This window comes from Mesorhizobium sp. WSM4983 (assembly GCF_029625765.1).
In the GTDB taxonomy this organism is placed as follows: domain Bacteria; phylum Pseudomonadota; class Alphaproteobacteria; order Rhizobiales; family Rhizobiaceae; genus Mesorhizobium.
Window position 1 is genome coordinate 1,266,605 of the sequence record NZ_JARTVM010000001.1, and the last position, 25,172, is coordinate 1,291,776.

Here is a 25,172-nt window from a genome sequence, read left to right on the forward strand (position 1 = left end):
AAATCATAGTTATGTTGTCATAATGATTATGCTCATATACATAGCCGTTCGAAGTCTGTAAACTGCGCCCTATGGAAACCGACCCGGAATCGTCCGCACGCAAAGCTCCCCCGGCTGTTCGCTGGGCGGACCTGGCCGACCTCATCCTCATCATTGCCCGTGAGATTCAGTTTCGCGGTTACAGGGACGAGAAAGCGCTGTCGCTGTCGCAATCGGAGGGCATGGTGATGCGCCACCTGGTTGCGCACGCTTCCGCAACGCCCAGCCAGATCGCGACGGCGACCGGGCTGCAGCGCACCAATGTTTCCACCGTGCTGCGCGACCTGGAAGGCAAGGGGCTGATCGAGCGCCATGTCGACCCGCAAGATCGCCGGGGCGTCAGCGTCCACCGCACCCGGCGGGGCGCCCACAATTACGCCTTGGTGCGCAAGGAGTGGGCAACTGCCGTATCCGAGGCCGCCGGCGGCGACACACGCAAGCTCAATGCCGCGCTTGAGCTTCTCAGATCCATCGAAGCCGGCCTGACCGCAACGCGACCGATAGACGGCGACGGTCCGGGGCGAGTTTCCGCCCGCCGCCGGAACCTCTAGTGCCGAACGGCGCGAGAGAGAAGCAATCTCGACCGCAACTCAATAGCGGCCAGCCCTGTATCTCGTAAGGCTGCCGGCCGTCAGGCCATCTTCAACAAGCGCACGCCCTTAGCAACATGCTCAGGTAATACCCCCCAACCTATGCAATCCAGGAGCGCCTCACGAAGGTCGAAATCGGGTCTCAGTGGTCGTGCGCACCATGCTCCTGCAGCGAAAGCCCAAAAGTCCGCACCAGGTCGCTGACCTGCTCCGGTGACAGATAGCGGGGGTTGAGGCCGCGCAGAAGCAGATAGAGCTTTGCCGTTTCCTCCAGCTCTTCGGTAGCGAATACCGCCGCCTCAAGCGTCTCGCCCGCGACAACGGGACCATGGTTGGCGAGCAGCACCGAAGAGTAGCGTCCAGCGAGCCCTTTGATTGCATCGGCTACCGCAGGGTCTCCGGGACGGAAATATGGCACCAAAGCCGTCTGTCCGGCGCGCATGAGATAGTACGGCGTCATTGGCGGCAGGACCGACTTGGGATCGATCTCGGGAAGCATGGTGACGGCCACCGCATGGGTTGAGTGCAGGTGCACAATCGCACGCGCTGCTGCCCGCGTCTCGTAGAGGGCGGTATGCAGGGGGATTTCCTTGGTCGGCGCATCGCCCGCGACGAGCCGCCCTTGCGCATCGAGCTTGGCAAGGCGAGCCGGATCGAGAAAGCCCAGCGATGCGTTGGTCGGCGTCACAAGCCAGCCGCCGTCATCGAGCCGCAGACTGATATTGCCCGATGATCCCGGTGTCAGCCCGCGCTCGAATAGGGAACGGCCGAAGCGGCATATCTCTTCGCGAAGTTTGGCCTCGCTCATGTTGTGGCTCCCTCGATCAGTTCGAACCCGAGATCGATCTTCGTCGGCGGCCCGTCGGAGCAGACCAGCCGGGCGCCGGTCTCTCCGACCGCGACGCGTGGCGTCCGGATGGTGGAAAGCGGTTGCGGCGCCGCGCGGGCGACGTCCAGGCCGTTATAGCCGAAAATCGCCAACCGGCCGGGGAGGGCGATGCCGCGGGCAAGGCAATGGAAATAACCGCCAATCGCCATGTCGTCGTTAGAGAAATAGACGGCATCGAGATTGGGGGCGCGCCCGAGCAGCCGGCCGAGACCCTCGCGCCCGGCCTCGATCGACGAAGATGAGGGAATGATTTCTTCCGCGGCGACTTCAAGGCCTGCCTCTGCGAGCGCCGAGCGAAATCCGGCGAAGCGTTTGGCGGCGCGCAGATCGCGGCTGAGATCGTGGCCCACATAGCCGATGCGCCGATAGCCGCGCGAGACCAGATGACGCGCGCTCGCGCCTCCCGCCTCGCGGTTGGAATAACCGACGACGATGTCGATGCCATCGCCATCGGAATCGAGCAGTTCGGCGACCCTGATGCGGGCGTGCCTGAGCATGGCCACGGTACGCTCGGTGTGTTCGAGCCCGGCCACCATCATGCCCGCCGGACGCCAGCTAAGCAGCGACTCGACGAGGGTTTCCTCGCGGCCCTGTTCGTAGTCCGTCACCGCGACGACAGGTTGGAACCCGGCGCCCACCAGCACCGTGTTGGCGCCGCGCAGCATGTCCGGAAAGACGATGTTGCTGAGCGACGGTATCACGATCCCGACCAGCTTGGAGCCGGTCGAGGCCAGCGTGCCGGCGATGCGGTTCGGCACATAGCCGAGGCTTCTCGCGGCATTGAGGACGCTCTCGCGTGTCTTGGCCGAAAATGAACCGTGCCCGCGCAACACGCGCGAGGCGGTGCTCTCGCCGACGCCGGCCGCGCGTGCGACATCGGTAAGGGTCGTCGTCCCCGTCGGCGTGCCGTCGGCCAGCTCGTCGGCCACTTTCGATCTCCCCGCTGGAGCGCGACGTCGCACTCGACCGTCCTCGCTTCCGTCCATCTCTTTTGCCATGTCGCGGCAACCTTTTCAAACAATTGTTGGCAGCGCTGCCACTTTTTCGTTGGCAGCGCTGCCAATCCATGTTATCCGGTTACGCAAGCGCTGCCAAAACCGCCACCGGCGGGGCGCGCTGACACCCCATTCACAGTCAAGGGAGGAACCAATGACCGTGCTTACACCTGCGCTACCGGCGCAAGCCGTAGCTGAAATCGAAACGAGGAGGACCGCCTACAGCAAGGTCTTCTGGCGCATCGTGCCGTTCCTGATGCTGTGCTACGTCGTTGCCTATCTCGACCGCGTCAACATCGGCTTCGCCAAGCTGCAAATGTCGGCCGACCTCGGCTTCAGCGAGACCGTCTACGGCCTCGGCGCCGGCATCTTCTTCATCGGCTATTTCCTGTTCGAGGTGCCAAGCAACGTCATTCTTCACAAGGTCGGCGCGCGCATGTGGATCGCGCGCATCATGATCACCTGGGGTTTGATCTCAGCTGGCTTCATGTTCGTCACGTCCGCGCCGACATTCTACCTGTTGCGCTTTCTGCTGGGCGTCGCCGAAGCCGGGTTCTACCCGGGGATCATCCTTTTCCTCACCTACTGGTATCCCTCGCATCGCCGGGCCAAGATCATCGCGGTGTTCATGTCCGCGATCCCGGTCTCAGGCATATTGGGCAATCCTCTTTCCGGCTGGATCATGGATTCGTTCGATGGCGCCCACGGCCTCGCCGGATGGCAATGGATGTTTCTTATCGAGGCGGTTCCAGCCGTCCTTCTCGGCATCGCTGTCTTGTTCTTCCTCGACAACGGCATTCGTCAGGCCAAGTGGCTGAGCGAAACGGAAAAGCAGGCCCTGGAAGAGGAGATCGCACGCGAGGAGCGTCACAAGGAGAGTGGGCATTCGGTAGCCGGTATCTTCCGCGATCGCCGAGTTTGGCTGATGTGCCTGATCTACTTCACCTTCGTGATGGGCCAGTACGGGCTGACCTTCTGGATGCCGACCCTGGTCAAGGCGACCGGCATCACCGGAAACTTCAATATCGGACTGATCAGCGCGATCCCCTTCATCTGTGCCGTCGTGGTCATGAATCTGTTCGGCCGCAGCGCTGACAGGCATCGCGAGCGCCGTTGGCACCTGGTCGTTCCGGCACTGCTCGGCGCCGTCGGTTTCGTCGTCGCGGCCGCCAGCTCGAATCTGACGATCGCCATCGCCTTCCTGTCCGTTGCAGCGGCCGGAGCGATCACCTGTGCGCCGCTGTTCTGGTCGCTGCCGACCTCATTTCTCGCCGGGACAGGTGCCGCGGCAGGCATTGCGCTCATCAATTCGGTCGGCAACCTGGCCGGCTTTGTTAGCCCGTATCTCGTCGGCTATCTGAAGGATTTGACCGGCGCAACGCAGGTCGGCATGTATGCGCTCGCCGCAATCCTGGTGCTCGGCGCGGTCCTGGTGCTGACGACGCCACCCAAGCTGGTCAATCGCTAAACCGGATTGCGTTTCGAATAAGGATCTCCGTGATGACCGTTTATGATCGAAGCAAGGAAAACCCCGCCGGAGCAAGGACGAACCGGGCCGCCCTGATCGGCATCGGTTCCATGGGACTTGGCATGGCCATGTCGCTCAGGCGGGCCGGGTTTGAAGTGGCTGGCTTCGACGTGGACGCCGCGGCCATCGCCCGGCTCGTCGACGCGGGCGGCCGAGGCGCGGCAAGCCCCGCCGAGGCCGCTGAAGGTGCCGACGTCGTCGTGTCGGTGGTCGTCAACGCCGCGCAAACGGAGGCCATCCTGTTCGGTACGAACGGCGTCGCCGAAACCATGGCCGAGGGCGCGGTTTTCGTCTCCTCGGCCACGATCGATCCCGATGCGGTGCGCCGCCTTGCCACGCCGCTCGAAGCGACGGGACGGCTCTATCTCGACGCGCCGATCAGCGGCGGGTCGGTGCGCGCCGCCGAGGGTGCGCTCACCATTCTGGCCTCCGGCAGCCCTGCCGCCTTCGCCAGAGCGCGGCCGGCACTGGATGCAATAGCCGCCAACGTCTATGAACTCGGTGACGAGCCGGGCGTTGGTGCAGCCTTCAAGATGATCAACCAGTTGCTTGCTGGCGTGCATATCGCGGCGGCCAGCGAAGCCATCGCATTTGCCGCCCGGCAAGGGCTGGACATCCGCAAGGTCTACGAGGTGATAACTGCCTCCGCAGGCAATTCGTGGATGTTCGAGAACCGGGTGCCGCACGTGCTGGACGGCGACTACACACCGCGCAGCGCGGTCGACATCTTCGTCAAGGACCTCGGCATCATTCAGGATATGGCCCGCAGCGCCAAATTCCCGGTGCCGGTGGCCGCAGCCGCGCTACAGATGTTCCTGGCGACCTCGGCGGCTGGAATGGGCCGGGACGACGACGCATCCGTCGCCCGGCTCTACGCAAAGATCACCGGCACCGAACTGCCTACAACCCGCAAACCTAGCCAACCGGCCTGACATCGGCCTGAGGAAGACTGGATCGCCCATGCCCCGCTTTGCCGCCAACCTGACAATGATGTTCAGCGAGTGGCCGTTCCTGGATCGGTTCCAGGCGGCCGCCGATGCCGGCTTCCGTGCGGTCGAATTCCTGTTTCCTTACGAGCAAACGCCCGAGGTGATCGGCGAGCGCCTTCGCAGATACGGTTTGACCCAGGCTCTGTTCAATTTGCCGCCTGGCGATTGGGCCGCCGGCGAGCGAGGACTGGCCGCCTTGCCCGATCGGTTCGCCGAGCTTCAGGCCGCCGTGGCATCTGCCCTTCCCTACGCGGAGGCCACGGGCGTGAAGCGCCTGCATTTGATGTCGGGGCTCGCCGCTCGCGGGGACAGGGCGGCCATGGATGCCTATCGCAAAGCGATCCTCTGGACCGCCGGCAAGCTTGCCGATCGCGGCATCGATCTGGTGATCGAACCGATCAATGGTCGCGACATGCCGGGCTATTTCCTCAATGACTTCGACTTTGCCGAACAGCTCATCGGAGAACTGGCGCTGCCCAACCTCAAGCTGCAGTTCGATGTCTACCACCGCCAGATCCTGCATGGCGATGTCGTCATGGCGTTGCGCCGGCTGCTGCCGATCATTGGCCATGTCCAGATAGCAAGCGTGCCCTCCCGCCATGAGCCGACTTCGGAAGAGCTCAACGACCGGTTCATCTTCGCGGAACTGGACGGGCTGGGCTATGATGGTTTCGTCGGTTGCGAATATCGGCCCAGCGGCACGACACTTGAGGGGCTCGGCTGGTTCGCCCCCTTTGCCGGCGAGCCCCTTCCCCAGGCTGGCATCGGAGTTTCGCCATGAGCCTCGCCCTCGGCGCAATTGCGGACGACTACACAGGCGCGTCCGACCTGGCCAACACGCTCGCCAAGGAAGGTCTTCGCACGGTTCAAACCATCGGCATTCCGGCCGCAGGTCTCGATCTTCCCGAGGTCGACGCGGTTGTCGTCTCGCTCAAGATCCGTTCGGTTGCGGCAGCGCAGGCGGTGGAGCGCGCTCGCGCTGCCGACCAATGGCTGCGCGCCCGCGGGGCAGCGCATGTGATGTACAAGATCTGCTCGACCTTCGATTCCACCGATGCCGGCAATATCGGCCCGGTGCTGGACGCCTTGCGTCACGACGTGGATGAGAAATCGGTTTTGGTGACGCCGGCCTTTCCGGAAACCGGCCGAACCGTCTACCAGGGGAATCTTTTCGTCGGCGCGGTGCCGCTCAACGAGAGTCCGCTCAAGGATCACCCGCTCAATCCCATGCGCGATGCCAATCTGGTGCGCGTACTCGCCCGGCAGAGCATGGCAGCGGTCGGGTCGATCGACCTCGCGACGGTCGCGCGCGGCGCAGACGCGATCCGCGCGCGCAACGCGGCGCTTTCCCAAGATGGAGCCGGAGCGGCAATCGCCGACGCCGTCTTCGAGAGCGATCTTGAAGCGATCGGCGCGGCAGCCTTGGCACAACGCCTGTCGGTCGGAGCGTCCGGCCTGGGACTGGGTCTCGCCCGCGGCCTGGTCGCCGCCGGCACCGCGCGGCGCCATCAACGGACGGTGCTGCGGGACCGGCCGGTCGAGGGGCCTGCGGCGTGCCTCGCTGGCAGCTGTTCGCGGGCGACACTGACGCAGATTGCCCGCGCCGAAGAGACGATGCCCGTGCTGAGGCTCGATCCGGAAAGGCTGATGAGCGGAGTGGCGGAGACGCACCGTGCGCTCGCCTGGGCCGCCGCCCGCTTGGCCGATGGCCCCGTCCTGATCGCCAGCAGCGGATCGCCCGAGGTGGTTTCGGCGCTGCAGGCGCGGCATGGACGTGACGCTGCCGGTCAAGCGATCGAGCAGTCGTTGGCGACCATCGCCGAAGGTCTGGTCGAACTCGGCGTGCGCAGGTTGGTCGTGGCGGGAGGCGAGACGTCCGGCGCCGTCGTGGACCAGCTTGCCATTCCCGCCTTCGAGTTGGGCCCCGAAATCGCCGCGGGTGTCCCAGCGCTGCGTGCACTCGGCAGCCCGCACGGCGAGCTGCTGCTTGCCCTAAAGTCAGGCAATTTCGGCGGCGACCGTTTCTTCGCCGACGCCTTGGCCGTTTTGGCATGAGACGGAGTCTTGGCTGTACAAGGACAACTGAGAAGGTCGCGCCAGGGTCGAATGGCAGCGATGGATTCCGAAGAGGCGCTCCTAAGAAGGTGATGCTCAATTTCGGCCGGCGGACCTGCCGAATGACGACAGCCAAGATCGCGCTCGGCCTGATGGCCGCGTTTGGCACCCCAGGCTGCCTCCGGCCCGCACGGGCAGTTCAGGCTTTTGCCCTTCCACGTTGGCACCGATCGCTGCCGGCAGCGCGCCGGCCGCCGCAGTGGTGCCCTCGAGCGACAATTCTCCCCTTCATAAATCCGTTGTGTCGATTTCGTAGATGAAACAGGGGGCTTTGTGTAATGCCACTCTCTGGAAAAGGATGGAAAATGTCCAAGATCCCCGGCAAGACCGAAACGATCGAAAACGCGGAATCCGCTACTTACGAGCCGTACAAGGTTACCGAGCAGGTCCGCGCTGTCGCCGAACAGGGCGTTGAGCAGGCGAAGGAAGCATTTTCCCAATTGGAATCGAACGCCGAGACGACTCAAAAGGCTCTTGAGTCGACCCTTGAGGTGGCCAAGACCATCCGCAACGAGGTGTCGCTGAAGACGATCGCAGCTCTGCGAGCCAATGCCGAAGCCGGCTTCGCTCACCTCGAAGCACTGGCCGCCATGAAGTCGCCATCCGAGTTCTTCGAGCTGCAGGCCGCTTTCGTGAACAAACAGATCGACACTTCCGTCGAGCAAGCCAAGACCCTGCAGGCGGTGATGTTGAGAGCCACCGAAGACGTATCCAAGCCGATCAAGGATGCCTTCGAAAAGGCTTTGAAGAACCTCAAGGCTGCTTGACTGCTCAGGCAATCCGGGACCGGAGGTCGCCGACCTCCTCTGCTCGTTACGACATCAAGACCGGCACACTCGCGCCGGTCTTCTTCCATTCGGCCGGCGTCCTTTGCACAAATCGCAACTATCGGCCAAGCATCGCTTTTCCAAACAGTTGGCTACGGAATAGGCCCGCAGTGACGAAGGCCCGAAATCGGGACGAGGACGCCGCTTTGGTCCTGCAGCTACTTGACCATTGATCGTTGCAGCCCAGTGCCGGCGATTTCTCCGGGGCTGCTTTCGAAGTCGAAGAGCCTTTGGGTCGCAAGCGCCGCGGCGCCGCGCGCCCAGGAATCGTCTGCCCAATCGGGTGTAATCGGTGGCGGGTTCCACATGGCATAACGCTTCAATGCATCGCGCATTGGCCCGAACAGATAGTCGCCAAAGGTGACGGCTTCGCCCCCGCCGACAATCACTTCCGGATCGATGATATTGCAGAAACCGCCCAGGTATCGTCCAATCCCCTCGCCTGCCTCCTGCAGCAGGTCTATGGCTGCCCGGTCTCCAGTCTTGGCCGCGTTCAGCATGTCGTGGCGCGTCACTTCACCAGCGAGTCGCCTGGCCTCCTTCCATCGCCGCACCAGGGCCGGTTCCGAGAAGAAGGTCTGCAGGCAACCGCGCCTGCCACACTCGCATGGCGGCCCGTTCGGATCGTATGTCGAGTGACCCATCTTGCCCGCGGCGCCATTCGCGCCGTGATGGACAGAGCCATCGATGACCACCGCGCAGCTGATGCCGGCCCCGATGGCCAGGGCCCCGACGGTGCGATGATGCCGGCCAAGTCCGAACAATTGTTGCGCGAGCGCAAATGCGTTGGTGTCGTCGTCCGCCCAGACGGGTACGCGCACGCGTTCGGCAAGCATCGCAGCGATCGGCACATCGGCCCAATTGAACCGGTGGCTCAACCGGCAGACACCGTTATCGATGACGCCTGGTACAGCGATGCCGATCCCGCTGAGCTGGGCGCCTGTCGGTGCCCTGCGGTCGGAAACCAGCTCCTCGACTGCCGAGGCGCAGGCCTCCACCGTACTTTGTGGCGACAGATCGGGGACAACGACCTGCTTCGTAACAAGTGGAGTCGTGGCAAGATCGGTCAGCACACAATCGATGCCGCCTACCTTCAGCTTGAGCCCGGCCACAAGCCTGCCGGCGTAGTTTATGTTGATCGGGATAGGTCGACGTCCCGGCGCGCCAAGACTCGCCTCCCCTTCCACCAGAATATTTTCCTCGAGCAATTCAGACACGACGAACGTCACGGCCGCGGGGCTGAGGCCCGTAACAGAGGCGATTTCGGCGCGGCTTATAGCACCTTGCCTTCGCAGCAGGTTCAGGATCAGCCGCCGGTTGATCGCGCGGGCCGTTTGCTGATCGCCTTTGAGCTTCATTCCTGCCTCATAATTAATTTTGTAAATTAAGTATTGACCATGCTGACATCCATACGCTACGAATTCGCATGGTTCAATTGGAATCCGGCTGTTCTCAGGGAGGAGATAGAAGCCATGACCACCGACTTTTCCGCGTTAACCACAACAAGGCGCCGTTTCCTCAAGGGCACTGGCGCGGCACTCGCCGCTTCGGCGACTGGTCTTTGCCTCCCGGCCTTGGCCCAGGCGCAGGAAATCACCATCATTTCCAACCTCAGCAATGTCGAGCAACGCCAGATCCTGCAGCGGCTGGCGAACGAGTATGAGGCAAAATCAGGCGCCAAGATCGTCATCAACAACATGGACCACGAGGCCCATAAGACGGCAATCCGCAGCTATCTTGTCGTCGGCGCTCCGGACATCTGCTTCTGGTTTTCCGGCAACCGCATGAAGGCCTTCGTCAACAAGGGCCTTTTTGACGACATCTCCGATCTGTTCGCCAAGGAGAACTACAAAAGCGTACTCGGCGCCACCACAAGCGCGGTCACCGTCGACGGCAAGCAGTATGGCCTGCCGATGGGAGGTCTTCTCTGGGGCCTCTTCTATCGCAAGGACGTTTTCGCCGAAAAAAATTGGTCGCCGCCCAAGACCTGGAACGACTTGCTCGCCTTCGGCGAGGCGGCAAAGTCCGCGAAGATGATCCCGATCAGCATGGGCACGAAGGAGCTTTGGCCGGCGGGTGGCTGGTTCGACCACATGAACCTGCGCATCAACGGGCTCGACAAGCACATCGCGCTGATGGACGGCAAAGTTCCTTACACCGATCCGATGCTGACGCCAGTCTTCGACAAATGGAACGATCTGATCAAGGCGGGCTTCTTCTCGCCGAGCCACAGTTCGTTCGGATGGGAGCAGGCGGGTGCTGCCCTAGCGCAAAAGAAGGCGGCAATGATGGACCTGGGCGGCTTCGTTCGATCCGCCTTTCCGGAAGCGGATTTGCCTCAGCTTGCCTACGCGCCATTTCCCGAGATCGTTCCCGGCGTCGCCCGCTACGAGGATTTTTCGGTCAACTCCATCCACGTTCCGGCGAATGCGAAGAACAAGCAGGGTGCGCGCGACTTCCTCGCCTATTTCTACAAGCCGGAAAATCTGGGCGCATTCCTCGCCGCCGAAGGCGCCATCCCGCCTCGCAACGACTGCCCGCCAAGCAAGGACCCGCTGGTCAATGCTGCGGTCGAGGAACTGAAGAAAGTGGTTGGAACATCGCAATATTACGATCGCGACACCGATCCGGACATGGCCCAGGAAGGGATGGCGGGGCTGCAGGAATTCATGGTCAAGCCTGAGCGACGTGAGCAGATCCTCAAGCGCCTCGAAAAAACCCGCAAGAGAATCTTCGGTTGATCCTCCCTGGCTGACGGGCGCCGCCTTTCGGCGGCTCCCGGCTCTCTTTTTTCGGATGGAACGCCATGCCTCCTGTCTGGCGCAGAAATCGTCATTGGTTGACGCCGGTACTTTTCCTGCTGCCGGGCCTCATCCTGTTCGGCTCGGTGATCCTTGCCGCCTCCATCGAGACGGTCTGGATTTCGCTGCACGACTGGGATGGGATTGGCGCCAAGACCTGGGTCGGGCTCGCCAACTATGTCGAACTGGCCGACGATCCGCAGTTCTACGTCTCGCTCAAGAACAACGTAATCTGGCTGCTGATCTTCATGCTGGCGCCGCCGATCGGCCTGGCGCTTGCGCTGATCGTGAATCAGCAGATCCGCGGCATGCGCATCCTCAAGTCGCTGTTCTTCGTGCCGCTCGTGCTGGCGACCGTCACCGTCGGTGTCGTGTTCGGATGGGTCTATGATCCAAACTTCGGGTTGCTGCAGCTTCTCTTCGGCGCCTTTGGCGGTACCGCCCCGGCGCTGCTTTCAGACGAGACCTTCGTCACCTTCGCGGTAGCCGCCGCCGGTCTGTGGCCACAGATCGCGTTCTGCATGATCCTGTTCCTGGCGGGCCTGAACAGCCTCAACGACGATCTGATCGCCGCCGGACGCGTCGACGGTGCGCGCGGCTGGCGCATGTTGCGCCATGTCGTCCTGCCGCAACTGTCGCAGGTCGGCTTCATCGCCATCGCGGTGACGGTGATCGGTGCGCTGCGCTCCTTCGACATGATCGCGGTCATGACCAGTGGCGGCCCCTATGGCTCGTCCACCGTGCTCGCCTACCAGATGTATCAGGAGTCGATCTTTTCCTACCGCTTTGGCTACGGCGCCGCGATCGCCACCGTGCTGTTCGTGATCATGATCGTCTTCATCGCCTGGTATCTCAGTGGCCTCATCAAGGCCGAGCGGAGCAACGCCTGATGTACCCGCGCCCCATTCCCGAAAACGCCAGGATCCAGCGAGCCCTCTATCTAGGTGGTGTAACCCTGGTCGTGATCCTGTGGCTGCTGCCTCTGCTCGCCGTGATGCTGACCTCGATCCGTTCCAACGAGGAGCTGATGGCCGGCAACTATTGGGGCTGGCCGCAGAAATTCAGCCTGATCGACAACTACAAGGCGGTTTTCGACCAGACCGCCATGCTGCGCTTTTTCCTCAACAGCCTGCTGATCACCATCCCATCCGTCATCGGCGTTCTCATCCTGTCGACACTGACCGGCTTCGTCTTGTCGCGCTACCCGTTCCGTGGCTCCAACCTCATCTTCGCCCTCTTCGTCGGCGGCAATTTCCTGCCGGCGCAGATCATGATGATCCCGGTCCGCGACCTGATGGTGAGGCTGGGTCTCTACGACACCGTCTATGCGCTGATCGTTTTCCACATTGCCTTCCAGACCGGCTTCGCCACGCTTTTCATGCGCAACTTCATCGCCGCTCTCCCGGGCGAACTGTTCCAGGCGGCGCGCGCCGAAGGCGCCTCGCCGTTCCAGACATTGCGCCACGTGGTTATTCCGCTGGTCCGGCCTGCACTGGCGGCACTCGCGATCCTCACCTTCACCTTCGTCTGGAACGACTATTTCTGGGCGATCGTCCTTACCCAGAGTGATGCGGTCAAACCCGTTACCGCAGGCCTGAACAATCTGCGCGGCGAATGGACATCGGCCTGGAACATCGTCTCGGCGGCCACGATCTTCGTCGCCCTGCCCCCGGTCGTGATGTTCTTCATGATGCAGAAGCACTTTGTCGCCGGCCTCACCATGGGAGCCGTCAAGGGATGATCCGCCGCGAACCCTGCCGCACCCGACACGCACGGAAAGGCGCCTCGATATGAGCAGCGTGGAATTGCGAAAAGTCGACAAGCACTATGCCGGCTACCATGCCCTGAAGACGGTCGACCTGACGATCGAAAAGGGCGAGTTCGTCGTCATGGTCGGCCCCTCCGGCTGCGGAAAGTCGACATTGCTGAAGACGATCGCCGGGTTGGAAACCATCAACTCCGGCCACATCGTGATCAACGGGCGAGACGTCACCAGGGAAGAACCCGGCGACCGCGGCATCGCAATGGTCTTCCAGTCCTATGCACTCTACCCACACATGACCGTGGCCGAGAACATGGGCTTCGGCCTGCGGATGGCCCACCGGCCCAGGACCGAGATCGACGTCGCCGTCAAACGCGCAGCACGGATCCTGCGTCTGGAGGAGCAGCTCGACAAGCGCCCGAAGCAACTGTCGGGCGGGCAGCGCCAGCGCGTCGCGATCGGCCGCGCGATCACCCGCTCTCCCGAGGTGTTCCTGTTCGACGAGCCGCTGTCGAACCTCGATGCCGCGCTGCGCACTCAGATGCGAGTGGAACTTTCGAGCCTGCACGCGCAGCTTGGATCGACGATGATCTACGTCACCCACGACCAGGTCGAGGCGATGACCATGGCCGACCGAATCGTGGTCCTCAACAAGGGCCGGATCGAGCAGGTCGGCTCGCCGCTGGAGCTCTACGCCAACCCTGCCAACATTTTCGTCGCGGGCTTCCTCGGCGCGCCACGCATGAATTTCATCGAAGCGAAAGCAGTGAGCGTCGAGGCATCCAGCGTCTCGGTAGCCGCCGCCGGCCTCCCTGCCATCACCTTGGATGGCATCGACGCCGGCGGCCTTTCGGCTGGTGACGCCGTGACCATCGGCATCCGTCCGGAGGCCCTGCGTGTCGTCGAGCCAAGCGACGACGTAATGCCGGCCTTCTCCAGCCAGGTCCGTCTGGTCGAGCAGTTGGGGCGCGAAACTGTCCTCTACGTCGACGGCTCTCCGCTTCAGACGACCAATTCCGACAGCGGCACCGGCAATTTCACGCTTCAGCTCAACAAGGTTTCTACCCTCGGCGTCGGCGCCGCGTTGCAGGTCGGCTTCGAAGCGGGCGACGCCTACCTCTTCGGCCCCGATGGCCGCACGCTCACGCCAAGAAAACCCCTCGCCTCAGTCTGAACCTCGAAATTTCGAAAGTCCCATACGCATGAACCGCAAAGAGCCCGCTCCGCTATCCGTATGGCGGCCCCTCAATCTTGACCGCTTTCTGCTTGGAGCACCTCATTACCCCGAACATGTCGACGAAGGCTGCTGGCAGCGTGACGCCGAGCGCATGGCTGCCGCCGGCGTCAACACAGTGCGTATGGGAGAGTTCGCCTGGCACATTTTCGAGCCCCGCGAAGGCAAGTTCGAGTTCGGCCTGTTCGATCGCGCGATCGAACTTCTCGGCCGCGCGGGGATCGACACGATCATGTGCACGCCGACAGCCACCCCTCCCCGCTGGCTCACCGTCAACTATCCCGAAGTGCTGCGCGTTGACATGAACGGGCGGGCCTCAAGCCACGGATCGCGCCAGCATGCCGACACCACAAGCCCGGTATTCCGCGCCCACAGCCGCCGCATCACCCGCGCCATGGCCGAGCATTATCGGCACAACCCGCGTGTGATCGGCTGGCAGACGGACAACGAGCTCAACACCACGGTGTCGGAATCGTTCGCGCCTTCGACAAGGCTGGAGTTCCAGAAATACCTGCAGAAGGCCTATGGCACCATTGAGGCGTTGAACTTCGCCTGGGGCGGCCACTTCTGGGCGACGGCCTACGACGATTTCTCGCAGATCGACCTGCCGAGACCGCTCATGCCGTCCTACCCCAGCCCCGGCCACGTGCAGGACTACCATCGCTTTCTGGCCGCCGCGACCGCGGCCTTCCAACACGACCAGGTCGAGATCCTGCGCGCCGCCAATCCGGACTGGTTCATCTTCCACAATCTTGGCCAGCTTGCCGACATCGACTTCCGCGGTCAGTTCGGACAGGACCTCGATTTCATCGGCTTCGACATCTATCCGATGCTCTATGACGAGATGCGCCGAACCGGCGGGCATGCGGCGACCCAGGCCCTCCATCTCGATATATGCCGCGCCTATTCCGGCAACTTCATCGTTCCGGAGCAGGCCTCGGGCTTCGGCAGCCAGCCCGGCTTCTCGACGATGACGCCGGAGCCCGGCGAGATGCGTCGCATGGCCATGACTTCGGTGGCGCGCGGCGCCGACGGTGTCATGTTCTTTCGTTGGCGTCCCGCGCATTTCGGCGCCGAGATCTACTGGATGGGCGTCATCGATCACGACGACGTGCCGCGCCGCCGCTATGACGAGGCGAGCCGCTTCTTCCATGAGATCGCCGCCGCGAAGGAGCAGATTCTTGGCACCGCAGTGCGCATGGACCTCGGCATCGCCGGCGCGGACTTCGATAACCAGGAGGCTCACAAGACCTATCCGATCGGCCTCCCCAGTCCGCTCGAAGACGCGACGCTGTTTCATCGCCACTGCTATCAGAACGGCATTGCATGCGGGTTCATTCATCCCGAAGACGATCTTTCGCGGCTCAAGGCGCTCTACGTCCCGCATTGGGTGATGTGGAAGGATGAATGGAACGAGGCTGTCGAAACCTTCGTCCGCCACGGCGGTACGCTGATCCTGTCGGCATTGAGCGGGACGAGGGACGAGAACAACCACATCATTCGCGAGCAGGCCCCCGGCAAGGCCCTTGCAGCCCTGAGCGGCGTCAGGGTGGCGGAGTTCGGCCGCGTCGTTCCCGAAGGCGCCAGCGGCCTGTTTCCGCTGTTTCGTCCGGCTCCGATGGGCACCTATGCACCGCCGCCCCTCCCGGCCTCGTCCGCGGAACGCAAATACCTGTTCACCCTTGGCAATGAAGAATTCCAGGCTGCGCATTTGTACGAGGTGCTTGACGTAGCGCCTGACACCGAGGTGCTCGGCGTCTGGTCGAACCGCTTCGCCGCCGGCTCTCCGGCAATCACCGCCCGCAAGGTCGGGCAAGGTCGGGTTGTCTATGTCGGCACGTATCTCACGCCGCAACTGACGGAGAAGCTTGTCGATGTCGTGCTGGCCAAAGCCGGTATAGCGCCTTTGCTGCCCGACCTGCCTGCCGGGGTGGAGGTCTCTGTCAGGGAAGCCGACGACCGCCGGCTGATGTTCGTGCTGAACACCACGGAAGTCGCCGTGATCGTAACCGACGTCCCAAAGGGCCTCGACCTGCTGACGGGCAAGGCCGTTGAAGGAACGCTGCAACTCGACCCTTACGGCTGCGCAATAATTCGGTCCTGAACAAATCGAACCAGCGTCCATAGACGCCGAACAGATGCTCTTCGAGGCGAAAAATGCGTTCTTCAATCCGCCGCCACAAGGGATCGCAAAAGCGTTTCCTTGGCGGATGACAAGTGGGCCCCGACTGCCAGCTCGACGCGCGCAAGGTCGTGGCTCAATGGGCGTCGATGTAAGAGATGCTCGACCAAAGCTGCGTGGCTGCGCCACTTCTCGTCGCTTGTTCGAGGCTGGAGAAGTCATGAAGTCGAGTTGACAGGATAGCGTCGCATCGTCCAACCTAGGCGCCTCACCAGGGGAGTCCCGGCAAGGGGCTGAGATACTGCTATCGCGCGCAGTGACCCGTTGAACCTGATCCAGTTCATACTGGCGTAGGGACGGTGCGAGGCTTCGCGGGTCGGCAATCCGGCTTCGGCATTCGGGCAGTGCCCGCATTCTAAGCGAAGCGTCACTTCCTCCTCATCGCGTGGACTGGGTCTCCGTTGCACTCGAGCAAGGAGGCTCACTCATGAATGCCCACACCCCGACCGTCACCGTCGGCGAACTCCCAGCTTCGAAGAAGGTCCACAAACCCGGTCAGCTTCACCCGGAGCTGCGGGTGCCGATGCGCGAGATCTCGGTCCACCCGAGCGCCGGCGAGCCGCCGGTCACTGTCTACGACTCGTCCGGCCCCTACACGGATGCCACGGTGAAAACCGACATCGAGCGTGGCTTGCCACGGCTGCGCGAGGCATGGATCGAGGCGCGCGGAGACGTGGGGCGCTACGAGGGCCGCACGATCAAGCCGGAAGACAACGGCTTCGTCTCAGCCGATCGCCTGACGCCGGAATTCCCGGTTCGCAACAGACCGTTGCGCGCGGCCGGCGGCCGCGCCGTCACCCAGCTCGCCTATGCGCGCGCCGGCATCATCACGCCTGAGATGGAGTTCGTCGCCATCCGCGAGAACCTCGGCCGGGAGCAGTTGCGTTCGAAACTCCAGCGCGATGGCGAGAGCTTCGGCGCCGCGATCCCCGATTTCGTCACCCCGGAATTCGTGCGCGACGAGGTGGCGCGCGGCCGCGCCATCATCCCGTCCAACATCAACCACCCGGAAAGCGAGCCGATGATCATCGGCCGCAATTTTCTGGTCAAGATCAACGCCAATATCGGCAACTCCGCCGTCACCTCGTCGATGGCCGAAGAGGTCGAGAAGATGGTGTGGGCGATCCGCTGGGGCGCCGATACGGTAATGGACCTCTCGACCGGGCGCAACATCCACAACATCCGCGAATGGATCGTGCGCAATTCGCCGGTGCCGATCGGCACGGTGCCGATCTACCAGGCGCTGGAGAAAGTCGGCGGCGTCGCCGAGGAACTGACCTGGGAGGTGTTCCGCGACACCCTCATCGAGCAGGCCGAGCAGGGCGTGGACTATTTCACGATCCATGCCGGCGTGCGCCTGCCCTATATCCCGCTGACCGTCGACCGCGTCACCGGCATCGTGTCGCGCGGCGGCTCGATCATGGCCAAGTGGTGCCTGCATCACCACCAGGAGAGTTTTCTCTACGAGCATTTCGAGGAGATCTGCGACATCGCCCGGGCCTATGACGTGGCGTTCTCGCTCGGCGACGGCCTTCGCCCCGGCTCGATCGCCGATGCCAATGACGCGGCCCAGTTCGCCGAGCTGGAAACGCTCGGAGAGCTCACCAAGATCGCCTGGTCCAAGGACTGCCAGGTGATGATCGAGGGCCCCGGCCACGTGCCGATGCACAAGATCAAGCAAAACATGGACAAGCAGCTCGCGGTCTGTGGCGAAGCGCCGTTCTACACGCTCGGGCCGCTCACCACCGACATCGCGCCGGGCTATGACCACATCACATCGGGCATCGGCGCGGCGATGATCGGCTGGTTCGGAACGTCGATGCTCTGCTACGTCACGCCGAAGGAGCATCTCGGCCTGCCCGACCGCGACGACGTCAAGACTGGCGTCATCACCTACAAGATCGCCGCTCATGCCGCCGACCTCGCCAAGGGCCATCCGGCCGCCCAGGTCAGGGACGACGCGTTGTCGAGGGCGCGCTTCGAGTTCCGGTGGGAGGACCAGTTCAACCTGTCGCTCGATCCGGAGACGGCGCGCGCCTTCCACGACGAAACCCTGCCCAAGGAGGCGCACAAGGTGGCGCATTTCTGCTCCATGTGCGGTCCCAAATTCTGCTCGATGCGGATGTCGCATGACATCCGCGCGGAAGCGCAGAAGGAAGGGCTCGCGGCCATGGCGGCGAAGTACCGCGACGGCGGCGATCTCTATATACCGGTCGACAGCACCTCCGAGCGCACGGACACCCCATGAAGGTGCTCGTTCGCGGCGCTGGCGTCGCCGGATTGACACTCGCGCACGAGCTGGCAACGCGCGGCGCCGAGGTGACCCTTGTCGAGAAACGCCTCGAGATCGCCGGCAATGCCTCCTGGCAGGCCGGCGGCATGCTCGCGCCCTGGTGCGAGCGCGAGAGCGCCGAAGAGACGGTGCTGACGCTCGGACGCGACGCAGCCGATTGGTGGGACGCGGCCTTGCCCGGCCATGTCTCGCGCCGCGGCACGCTGGTGCTGGCGTCTGCGCGCGATGCCGGCGAACTCGACCGGTTCGGCCGCCGAACGTCCGGCTTCAGGCAGTTGGACGCCAGCCAAATCGCGGCACTCGAGCCGGCCCTCGACGGCCGGTTTCGACGTGGGTTGTATTTTGCTGAGGAAGCGCATCTCGACCCACGCAAGGCGCTGCTTTCCCTGCGCGACAAGCTGCGCGGGATGGGCGCGCGCGTCGAGTTCGGCCGCAGCTCGGCGCCCGCATCTCAGGATATTGAGGTGGATTGCACCGGCAGCGGTGACAGGCGACCGGAACTGCGCGGCGTGCGCGGCGAGATGCTTATGCTGCGAACGGGCGAGATCTCGCTGGCCCGGCCAGTGCGGCTGCTTCATCCGCGCATCTCGGTCTATGTAGTGCCCCGCGCGGAAAACCTGTTCATGGTCGGCGCGACGATGATCGAATGCGATGCCAAAGGCCCGATCACCGCGCGCTCGACCATGGAGCTGCTCGGCGCCGCCTATGCGCTGCATCCGGCATTCGGCGAAGCCGAGCTGGTCGAAACCGGTGTTGGCGTGCGTCCCGCATTCACCGACAACTTGCCTCGCGTCGAGCGCGACGGCGGGAATATTCGCATCAACGGCCTCTACCGCCACGGCTTCCTGCTCGCCCCGGCCATGGCGCGGCGGGCAGCCGACCTCATCCTGGGATCCTGGAGCAAAGGAGTTTGCCCTTGAAGCTCACCGTTAACGGCCAAGCCCATGAAGTCGCAGCAGAAACACTTGCCGCGCTGCTCAGCGAACTCGATTTCCAAGGCGGCTGGCTGGCAACCGCACTGAACGGTGACGTCGTACCGGCCAGGGAACGGGACCGCTGCCGGCTCACCGATGGCGACCGCATCGAAATCCTCTCACCGATGAAGGGAGGCTGATCCCATGCTCGAGTTCTATGGACAGAAACTCTCGTCCCGCCTTCTGCTGGGCACCGCGCTTTACCCCTCGCCTGCCATCATGGCGGAGGCGGTGAAAGCGTCCGGCACGGAGATCGTCACCGTGTCGCTCCGTCGCGAAACCTCCGGCGGCAAAGCCGGCGGCCAGTTCTGGTCGCTTGTCCAGTCGCTCGGCGTTCGCGTGCTGCCCAACACCGCCGGCTGCCACTCGGTGGTGGAAGCGGTCACCACGGCGCGGATGGCGCGCGAGGTGTTCGGCACCGACTGGATCAAGCTGGAAGTGATCGGCAACCACGATACGCTGCAGCCCGACGTCTTCGGATTGGTCGAAGCCGCAAGGATCCTTGCCTCGGAAGGCTTCGACGTGTTTCCCTATACGACCGACGACCTCATCGTTGCCGAGCGCCTGCTCGACGCCGGCTGCAGGCTCTTGATGCCCTGGTGCGCGCCGATCGGCTCCGCCCGCGGGCCGCAGAACCCCGATGCGCTGCGAAACCTGCGCGGCCATTTCCCCGGCATTCCGCTGATTGTCGATGCCGGCATCGGCCGGCCCTCGCATGCCGCGGCCGTGATGGAGCTCGGCTACGACGCGGTGTTGCTCAACACGGCCGTCGCCAGGGCAGGCGATCCCGCCGCCATGGCCGCGGCCTTCGGCAAGGCGGTCGAGGCCGGCCGCGAGGCCTATTGCGCCGGCCTGCTCGAGCCGCGCGACATGGCCGTTCCCTCCACCCCCGTCATCGGCATGGCAGCATTCTCATGAAGCTCGATCCGTTTTACCTGATCGTCGATTCCGCCGCTTGGATCGAACGTCTGGTGCCGCTCGGCGTGAAGCTGGTGCAGCTGCGCACTAAGGACCAGGACGAAGCTTCGCTGCGCCGAGAAATTCGCGCCTCGAAGGCAGTCTGTGACAGCCACGGCTGCCAGCTCATCGTCAACGACTACTGGCGCCTTGCGATCGAGGAAGATTGCGATTTCGTTCACCTCGGCCAGGAAGATCTGGCGGAGGCTGATGTGAAGGCGATCCGCAGGGCGGGCGTGAGGCTGGGCCTCAGCACTCACGACGGCGCCGAACTCGAAACCGCGCTCCAAGCCGAGCCGGACTATGTCGCGTTCGGACCGATCTACCCGACCATTCTCAAGGCGATGAAATGGGATCCGCAGGGGCTGGACCGCATCGCCGCCTGGAAGCAGCGCGTAGGCGAACTTCCGCTTGTGGCCATCGGCGGGCTCACCGTCGAGCGCGTAGCCGGTGTCTTCGCGCACGGCGCCCAAAGTGCGGCGGTCGTCACCGACATCACCCGCAACACGCACCCCGAGGCGCGGACGGCTGAATGGCTGGCGGCGACAGCCCAATGGCGTTGACGCCGCATGTGCTGATCGTCGCCGGCTGCGATTCAAGTGGCGGCGCGGGAACAGCCCGAGACGTCGAGACCGTATCCGCCTTTGGACTGCGCAGTTGCCTCGCCGTCACGGCCGTGACCGTCCAGACGCACTCGGCCGTCGAACACATCGAGCAGATGCCGCCGCAGCTTATCGCCGCCCAGATGCGCGCTGCCTTTGCTGCCAATCCGGTCGCAGCGGTCAAGATCGGCATGCTGGGGACCGCGGCAGCCATTGAGGCGGTCGGCTCTGTCCTGGCGGCCCATCCGAAGGTGCCGGTGGTCCTCGACCCTGTGCTTGCCTCGACCTCGGGACGCGGGTTGCTGGAGGACGATGCCGTCGACCTGTTGCGCCGTGATCTGATGCCGCTCTGCCGGCTCGTGACCCCCAACCTGATCGAGCTCGCAAGGTTGGTGGGAGCAGGCCCTGCGAAGGACGAAGAAGGCGCGTGCGTTCAAGGCGAGGACCTGTTGGCGAGGGTGGGGACCGCCGTGCTCGTCAAGGGCGGGCACGCGCACGGAGATCAAGCGAATGACTTTCTCATGCAGCCGGACCGTCGCGCAGTTCGGGTCGAAGCGCCTCGCGTCCATCGGGGGATGCGTGGCACCGGCTGCGTGCTGTCCAGCGCCATCGCAGCATCGTTAGCTCAAGGTCTGCCGTTGGAGGCGGCGGTACGGGGCGCCAAGACCTATGTTCTTGAACTCCTTCGTGGGGCGCGATGACGTTGAACGGGCGAGCGCAATGCGCATCTTGACCGATTCCCAGGAGGTCAGAGGCGCATGCCCTCCAGGTCCGAGCCGGCGATCTAACAAACCTTGGAGATCAAGGGCATCAACTCGTTACCGTCTGCTATTCACCTCGCTTCATAAGATGCTACCCCAACAATCTGGAAGCGGCCGGAAGCGAACGGTAACAAGTGGCGGCCCCGAGTTTGGCCTCCAGCATGGGCATGCAGCGCCAGTGTAGGCTTGTGTCGTCCGGGCAATGGTGGTTAGTCACTCGATGGTGCTGCGCCTCCAACTTGACGGGAGCAAACGCGGGGATCGCCTTTTGCCCAGCCCGTCAACGGGCCCGGAAGTTTCTGGCTTCGCTCAATTTTCGGCAACGAAATCAAAGGTTATGGTGGGCCCGGAGGGACTCGAACCCCCAACCAAGCGGTTATGAGCCGCCGGCTCTAACCATTGAGCTACAGGCCCCACGCGGGCTGGCTTAGTGTTTTTCGCCGCCCGGCACAAGGCTTTCGAAAGCGCTGGCGGCAAATGCCAAAATCAGCTCATATTCGCTCCGTACAGCGGTGTGCGCGCCCATCAGGCGCGTGAACTGGTCCGGACTGCCCGCAACGCCGGGAATCGATGCCTTTTTCGAGTCTGGGCAGAGGTGATACCGGATCGCAGATTTCGAGGAGTTTTCATGACCAAATATCTTTTGCCTGTCGCGCTCGCTGCCGCGATCGCGTTTCCGGCGCTGGCAAGCGCCGCCGACACCCAGCCGCCTCCGCGAATTGTCGTCTCGGGCGAAGGCGAAGCGACTGTCGCTGCGGACATGGCGATCCTGACGCTCAGCGTCATGCGTGAGGCAAAGACCGCGCGCGCCGCGCTTGATGCCAACAATGATGCCATGGCGGCCGTGATCGCGGCGATGAAATCGGCCGGAATTGCCGATCGCGACCTGCAGACAGCCGGCATCCAGATCAATCCGCGCTACAATTACACCAACAAGGCGGACGGCAGCCAGGAAGCCGAACTCGTTGCCTACCAGGTGACGAACACACTGTCGGTGCGCGTGCGCGACGTCGACAAGACCGGCGACATCCTCGACAAGGCGGTGTCGCTCGGGGTCAACCAGGGCGGCGGCATCGCCTTCACCAATGATGATCCGAAGGCCACCATCACCGAGGCGCGCAAGAAGGCGGTTGCCGACGCGCTCGCCAAGGCCAAGACGCTCGCCGCGGCCGCCGGCGTCAACCTTGGCAAGGTGATCGAGATCACCGACCAGAACGTCGCGCCGGCGCCGATGCCGTTGAACGCCAAGGCTTTCGATGCCGCCCGCGCCGCCGTGCCGGTGCAGGCCGGCGAGAATTCCTACACCGTCCAGGTGACCGTCACGTTCGAGCTGAAATAGCTTGCCCGCCGCTTTGGTAATCCGACAAAAACAAAACCCCGGAGGACCGATCCTCCGGGGTTTATCTGAGCCACGCTTCAGCACTGGCCGAAGGGGCTCCACTACTCACAGGTGACGTCGGCGAGAGTCATCCTGCTCCCGACCTCGCAGAAGGTCAGCTGGTCCTGCAGAGGATCATGCCCAACCTGTCCTCGCAGGCTCCAGAAAGGCCTCAGCGATAGATGATCGGGCAGCCACGCTCGTTGGCGAAGACCACCACCACGCGGTCGCCATACTGACGGCCGGCCACCTTCACCGTTCGCCGGCTGATGTCGACGATGCGGACGCGGTGCAGGCCCATACGCTCGGCCTTGTCGAGCGCGCGGTCCGGCGAACAGCCGCGGCGGCGCCAGTCGCGATCGCGGCGGTAATAGCCATCATCGCCGGTGTAGACGCCGAAGCGCGGATCGTGATTGTTGCCGAAGCCGAGATAGAGGCTGTCCGCATGCGCCGCCGGGATGGCGCCGAGCGTGCCAAGCCCGACAAGGGCCGAAAGGGCTGCCGTCTTGATCTGGTTGAACATTGTCTCTCTCCTTGTTGTGGGCCTCTCGCCCTTGAACGGATGATTGGCGAACCAATGATTACAAAATGCCTTTTTGTGTCTGAACTTTGTGCGAACCGGCCGTTCATGTCCGGTTCATGTGGAAGAAAGGCAAAACCCCTCACCCGAATGCACTTCCAAATCTGACGCGGGGAACGCGTCACCGCGGCCCCAGTTCCCTCAAGTTTCAAGATGCGAACCCGTCAGGGTTCGTCATCAAGCACATAATCAAAATAGTCGTCCGGCTCGGCGAGATCCGTTTCCTTGGCCTTCACCCGGCCGCGGATCGAAATCCCGGCCTCATGCACGGTCTCGGCGCTTCCCGAAACCAGCTTGTGCCACCAATAGAGGTCGTTTCCCTCGGCGACGAGCCGGTAGGCGCATGTCTTGGGCAGCCAGGTGATGGTGCGCACATTCTGCGGTGTGAGGCCGACGCAATCGGGCACGCGCGCCAACCGGTTGGCATAATCCGAGCACAGGCATTTTTCGGCGTCGAACAGCCGGCAGCCGACGCTCGTCCAATAGATTTCGCCGGTATCCTCGTCCTCGAGCTTGGACAGGCAGCATTTGCCGCAGCCGTCACAGAGTGATTCCCATTCGGCCGGCGTCATGGCCTCGAGAGTCTTGGTTTTCCAAAATGGCGCATTCATGCGGCTGGATTTGGCCCTCCGGGACCTGTCGGTCAAGCACTGCTGTCACAGTGACCCAGTATCAACATTAGAAAAACACGAAATTGCCTTCAAAAGGCCGGCCGGGCATCCTTGGCTGACAACAATGCCCGGCGGAACCAATTGATGCTGTTGAAAGTTTGGGCAGCGATGGGACCCCAGTAGGAGAAAATCGATATGAAACGCCAACCACGGATTCTGGCAGGTACGGCAATCGGCCTGCTAATGGCATCCGCGCCGTTGGGCGCGTATCCGCTGCAGGCCGATCTCGGCCCTTCGCGGGGGACGCCGTTTATCCTAGCGCAGTCGAACTGCGCCGAAGGCCAATCGGCTGAGGAATGTGCGCAAGGCCAGCAGGGGCAAGCCGAGCAGCCGAGGAAAAAGAAGCGCGAGCAGCAGACGGAATCGGCGCCGGCCGAACAGTCCGCCGAGCCCGAGCAGAAGCCGCGCCGGAAGCGGCAGGACCAGCAGCAGTCCGGCCAGGCGGAAGAGGCGGCCCCGGCGGAGCAGCAGCTCAAACCGCGCAAGAAACGCGATCAACAGCAGCAGATCGAGGCAGCCCCTGCCGATCAGGGCGGACAGGCTGCGACTGACGAGCAGCAACCGCGCAAGAAGAAGCGCCAGCAGCAGACCGAAACCGCACCGGCCGAGCAGCCGGCCGAACAGGCCGCGCCGGCGAGCGACGAACAGCAGCCGCGCAGGAAGAAGCGCCAGCAGCAGCAAACCGAAACGGCGCCGGCAGAGCAGCCCGCCGAACAGGCGGCGCCGGCGAGCGACGAACAGCAGCCGCGCAGGAAGAAGCGCCAGCAGCAGCAAACCGAAACCGCACCGGCCGAGCAGCCTGCCGAACAGGCGGCGCCCGCCAACGACAACACGCCGCAGGACAAGCTGCGCAGGAAGAAGCGGGATCAGCAGCAAACCGAGACCGCACCGGCCGAGCAGGCGCCGAAGACCGAAGCCCCTGCCGGCGAGGCACAGCAGGCCGAGCCCCAGCAAGACAATCAGCAAGCAGCACCGGCCGAAGGCGAACAGCCTTCGGACAAGACC

Annotated in this window: 24 protein-coding genes, 1 tRNA gene, 1 pseudogene and 1 riboswitch; of the genes and pseudogenes, 18 read left to right on the top strand and 8 right to left on the bottom strand. The window is 63.4% G+C overall.

What is annotated here, in order from left to right:
* Nucleotides 1–71: 71 nt before the first annotated feature.
* Nucleotides 72–590, top strand: a complete 519-nt coding sequence (locus P9254_RS06220) for a MarR family winged helix-turn-helix transcriptional regulator (RefSeq protein ID WP_095779531.1) — start codon at nucleotides 72–74, stop codon at nucleotides 588–590.
* Between the two features lie 181 nt (nucleotides 591–771).
* On the opposite strand, the gene otnC is transcribed toward P9254_RS06220, so the two are convergent.
* Complete coding sequence (otnC, locus tag P9254_RS06225) at nucleotides 772–1,437, bottom strand: 3-oxo-tetronate 4-phosphate decarboxylase (RefSeq protein ID WP_278054411.1); 666 nt, start codon at nucleotides 1,435–1,437, stop codon at nucleotides 772–774.
* The gene (locus P9254_RS06230; RefSeq protein ID WP_278054412.1) at nucleotides 1,434–2,447 is read right to left on the bottom strand and encodes a LacI family DNA-binding transcriptional regulator; all 1,014 of its coding nucleotides are present in this window, start codon (nucleotides 2,445–2,447) and stop codon (nucleotides 1,434–1,436) included. The genes otnC and P9254_RS06230 overlap by 4 nt, the downstream gene beginning before the upstream one ends.
* 220 nt (nucleotides 2,448–2,667) lie before the next feature.
* On the opposite strand from P9254_RS06230, the gene P9254_RS06235 reads away from it, so the two are divergent.
* The 4 genes from P9254_RS06235 to otnK are packed head-to-tail and all read left to right on the top strand — an operon-like array spanning nucleotide 2,668 to nucleotide 7,085.
* Nucleotides 2,668–3,981, top strand: coding sequence for an MFS transporter (locus P9254_RS06235; protein WP_067320488.1), 1,314 nt, complete (start codon nucleotides 2,668–2,670; stop codon nucleotides 3,979–3,981).
* Nucleotides 3,982–4,013: 32 nt separating this feature from the next.
* On the top strand, nucleotides 4,014–4,973 hold the full coding sequence (ltnD, locus tag P9254_RS06240; protein WP_067320485.1) for an L-threonate dehydrogenase: 960 nt from the start codon (nucleotides 4,014–4,016) through the stop codon (nucleotides 4,971–4,973).
* Nucleotides 4,974–5,001: 28 nt separating this feature from the next.
* Complete coding sequence (otnI, locus tag P9254_RS06245) at nucleotides 5,002–5,811, top strand: 2-oxo-tetronate isomerase (RefSeq protein WP_067320483.1); 810 nt, start codon at nucleotides 5,002–5,004, stop codon at nucleotides 5,809–5,811.
* Complete coding sequence (otnK, locus tag P9254_RS06250; RefSeq protein ID WP_067320480.1) at nucleotides 5,808–7,085, top strand: 3-oxo-tetronate kinase; 1,278 nt, start codon at nucleotides 5,808–5,810, stop codon at nucleotides 7,083–7,085. Before otnI ends, otnK begins: the two co-directional genes overlap by 4 nt.
* 161 nt (nucleotides 7,086–7,246) lie before the next feature.
* Here otnK and P9254_RS29055 read toward each other — a convergent pair.
* Nucleotides 7,247–7,370: pseudogene (locus P9254_RS29055) on the bottom strand (ATP-binding protein); the annotation flags it as partial.
* Nucleotides 7,371–7,450: 80 nt separating this feature from the next.
* Between P9254_RS29055 and P9254_RS06255 the strand changes: the two are divergent.
* Nucleotides 7,451–7,912, top strand: a complete 462-nt coding sequence (locus P9254_RS06255) for a phasin (RefSeq protein WP_278054414.1) — start codon at nucleotides 7,451–7,453, stop codon at nucleotides 7,910–7,912.
* A 218-nt stretch (nucleotides 7,913–8,130) separates the two neighbouring features.
* On the opposite strand, the gene P9254_RS06260 is transcribed toward P9254_RS06255, so the two are convergent.
* A complete protein-coding gene (locus tag P9254_RS06260; RefSeq protein ID WP_067320474.1) occupies nucleotides 8,131–9,330 on the bottom strand; it encodes an ROK family protein in 1,200 nt (399 codons plus the stop codon).
* A gap of 114 nt (nucleotides 9,331–9,444) precedes the next feature.
* On the opposite strand from P9254_RS06260, the gene P9254_RS06265 reads away from it, so the two are divergent.
* The 11 genes from P9254_RS06265 (at nucleotide 9,445) to P9254_RS06315 (ending at nucleotide 21,478) form a co-directional block, all read left to right on the top strand.
* On the top strand, nucleotides 9,445–10,713 hold the full coding sequence (locus tag P9254_RS06265; RefSeq protein WP_278054416.1) for an ABC transporter substrate-binding protein: 1,269 nt from the start codon (nucleotides 9,445–9,447) through the stop codon (nucleotides 10,711–10,713).
* Between the two features lie 65 nt (nucleotides 10,714–10,778).
* Nucleotides 10,779–11,663 (top strand): carbohydrate ABC transporter permease, encoded by an 885-nt coding sequence (locus tag P9254_RS06270; protein ID WP_067320472.1) that lies wholly within the window; start codon nucleotides 10,779–10,781, stop codon nucleotides 11,661–11,663.
* Complete coding sequence (locus tag P9254_RS06275; RefSeq protein WP_067320470.1) at nucleotides 11,663–12,514, top strand: carbohydrate ABC transporter permease; 852 nt, start codon at nucleotides 11,663–11,665, stop codon at nucleotides 12,512–12,514. Before P9254_RS06270 ends, P9254_RS06275 begins: the two co-directional genes overlap by 1 nt.
* A 49-nt stretch (nucleotides 12,515–12,563) precedes the next feature.
* The gene (locus tag P9254_RS06280; protein WP_067320467.1) at nucleotides 12,564–13,709 is read left to right on the top strand and encodes an ABC transporter ATP-binding protein; all 1,146 of its coding nucleotides are present in this window, start codon (nucleotides 12,564–12,566) and stop codon (nucleotides 13,707–13,709) included.
* A gap of 28 nt (nucleotides 13,710–13,737) precedes the next feature.
* Nucleotides 13,738–15,873: a beta-galactosidase gene (locus P9254_RS06285; RefSeq protein WP_067320463.1), complete on the top strand. Its 2,136-nt coding sequence runs from the start codon at nucleotides 13,738–13,740 to the stop codon at nucleotides 15,871–15,873.
* Nucleotides 15,874–16,154: 281 nt separating this feature from the next.
* Nucleotides 16,155–16,266: riboswitch (TPP riboswitch) on the top strand.
* Between the two features lie 112 nt (nucleotides 16,267–16,378).
* Nucleotides 16,379–18,199, top strand: coding sequence for a phosphomethylpyrimidine synthase ThiC (thiC, locus tag P9254_RS06290; RefSeq protein WP_278054420.1), 1,821 nt, complete (start codon nucleotides 16,379–16,381; stop codon nucleotides 18,197–18,199).
* Nucleotides 18,196–19,164 (top strand): glycine oxidase ThiO, encoded by a 969-nt coding sequence (gene thiO / locus P9254_RS06295; RefSeq protein WP_278054422.1) that lies wholly within the window; start codon nucleotides 18,196–18,198, stop codon nucleotides 19,162–19,164. The genes thiC and thiO overlap by 4 nt, the downstream gene beginning before the upstream one ends.
* A complete protein-coding gene (gene thiS, locus P9254_RS06300; RefSeq protein ID WP_278054424.1) occupies nucleotides 19,161–19,358 on the top strand; it encodes a sulfur carrier protein ThiS in 198 nt (65 codons plus the stop codon). Before thiO ends, thiS begins: the two co-directional genes overlap by 4 nt.
* Before the next feature lie 4 nt (nucleotides 19,359–19,362).
* Nucleotides 19,363–20,136, top strand: coding sequence for a thiazole synthase (locus P9254_RS06305; RefSeq protein WP_278054426.1), 774 nt, complete (start codon nucleotides 19,363–19,365; stop codon nucleotides 20,134–20,136).
* Nucleotides 20,133–20,738: a thiamine phosphate synthase gene (locus P9254_RS06310; protein ID WP_278054428.1), complete on the top strand. Its 606-nt coding sequence runs from the start codon at nucleotides 20,133–20,135 to the stop codon at nucleotides 20,736–20,738. Before P9254_RS06305 ends, P9254_RS06310 begins: the two co-directional genes overlap by 4 nt.
* Nucleotides 20,708–21,478: a hydroxymethylpyrimidine/phosphomethylpyrimidine kinase gene (locus P9254_RS06315; RefSeq protein WP_442920295.1), complete on the top strand. Its 771-nt coding sequence runs from the start codon at nucleotides 20,708–20,710 to the stop codon at nucleotides 21,476–21,478. The genes P9254_RS06310 and P9254_RS06315 overlap by 31 nt, the downstream gene beginning before the upstream one ends.
* 398 nt (nucleotides 21,479–21,876) lie before the next feature.
* Here the strand turns inward: P9254_RS06315 and P9254_RS06320 are convergent.
* Nucleotides 21,877–21,952: transfer RNA gene (locus P9254_RS06320), tRNA-Ile, on the bottom strand.
* Nucleotides 21,953–22,166: 214 nt separating this feature from the next.
* On the opposite strand from P9254_RS06320, the gene P9254_RS06325 reads away from it, so the two are divergent.
* On the top strand, nucleotides 22,167–22,877 hold the full coding sequence (locus P9254_RS06325) for an SIMPL domain-containing protein (RefSeq protein WP_278054430.1): 711 nt from the start codon (nucleotides 22,167–22,169) through the stop codon (nucleotides 22,875–22,877).
* Between the two features lie 211 nt (nucleotides 22,878–23,088).
* Here the strand turns inward: P9254_RS06325 and P9254_RS06330 are convergent, their stop codons facing one another.
* The 3 genes from P9254_RS06330 to P9254_RS06340 all read right to left on the bottom strand — a co-directional run bounded on the left by P9254_RS06330 (nucleotide 23,089) and on the right by P9254_RS06340 (nucleotide 25,133).
* Nucleotides 23,089–23,439: a hypothetical protein gene (locus P9254_RS06330; protein ID WP_095779689.1), complete on the bottom strand. Its 351-nt coding sequence runs from the start codon at nucleotides 23,437–23,439 to the stop codon at nucleotides 23,089–23,091.
* 221 nt (nucleotides 23,440–23,660) lie between these two features.
* Nucleotides 23,661–24,107 carry a YcgN family cysteine cluster protein gene (locus P9254_RS06335; protein ID WP_278054431.1) on the bottom strand — a complete coding sequence of 149 codons (447 nt, stop codon included), beginning with the start codon at nucleotides 24,105–24,107 and terminating at the stop codon, nucleotides 23,661–23,663.
* 315 nt (nucleotides 24,108–24,422) lie between these two features.
* On the bottom strand, nucleotides 24,423–25,133 hold the full coding sequence (locus tag P9254_RS06340; protein ID WP_278054433.1) for a hypothetical protein: 711 nt from the start codon (nucleotides 25,131–25,133) through the stop codon (nucleotides 24,423–24,425).
* Nucleotides 25,134–25,172 lie beyond the last annotated feature (39 nt).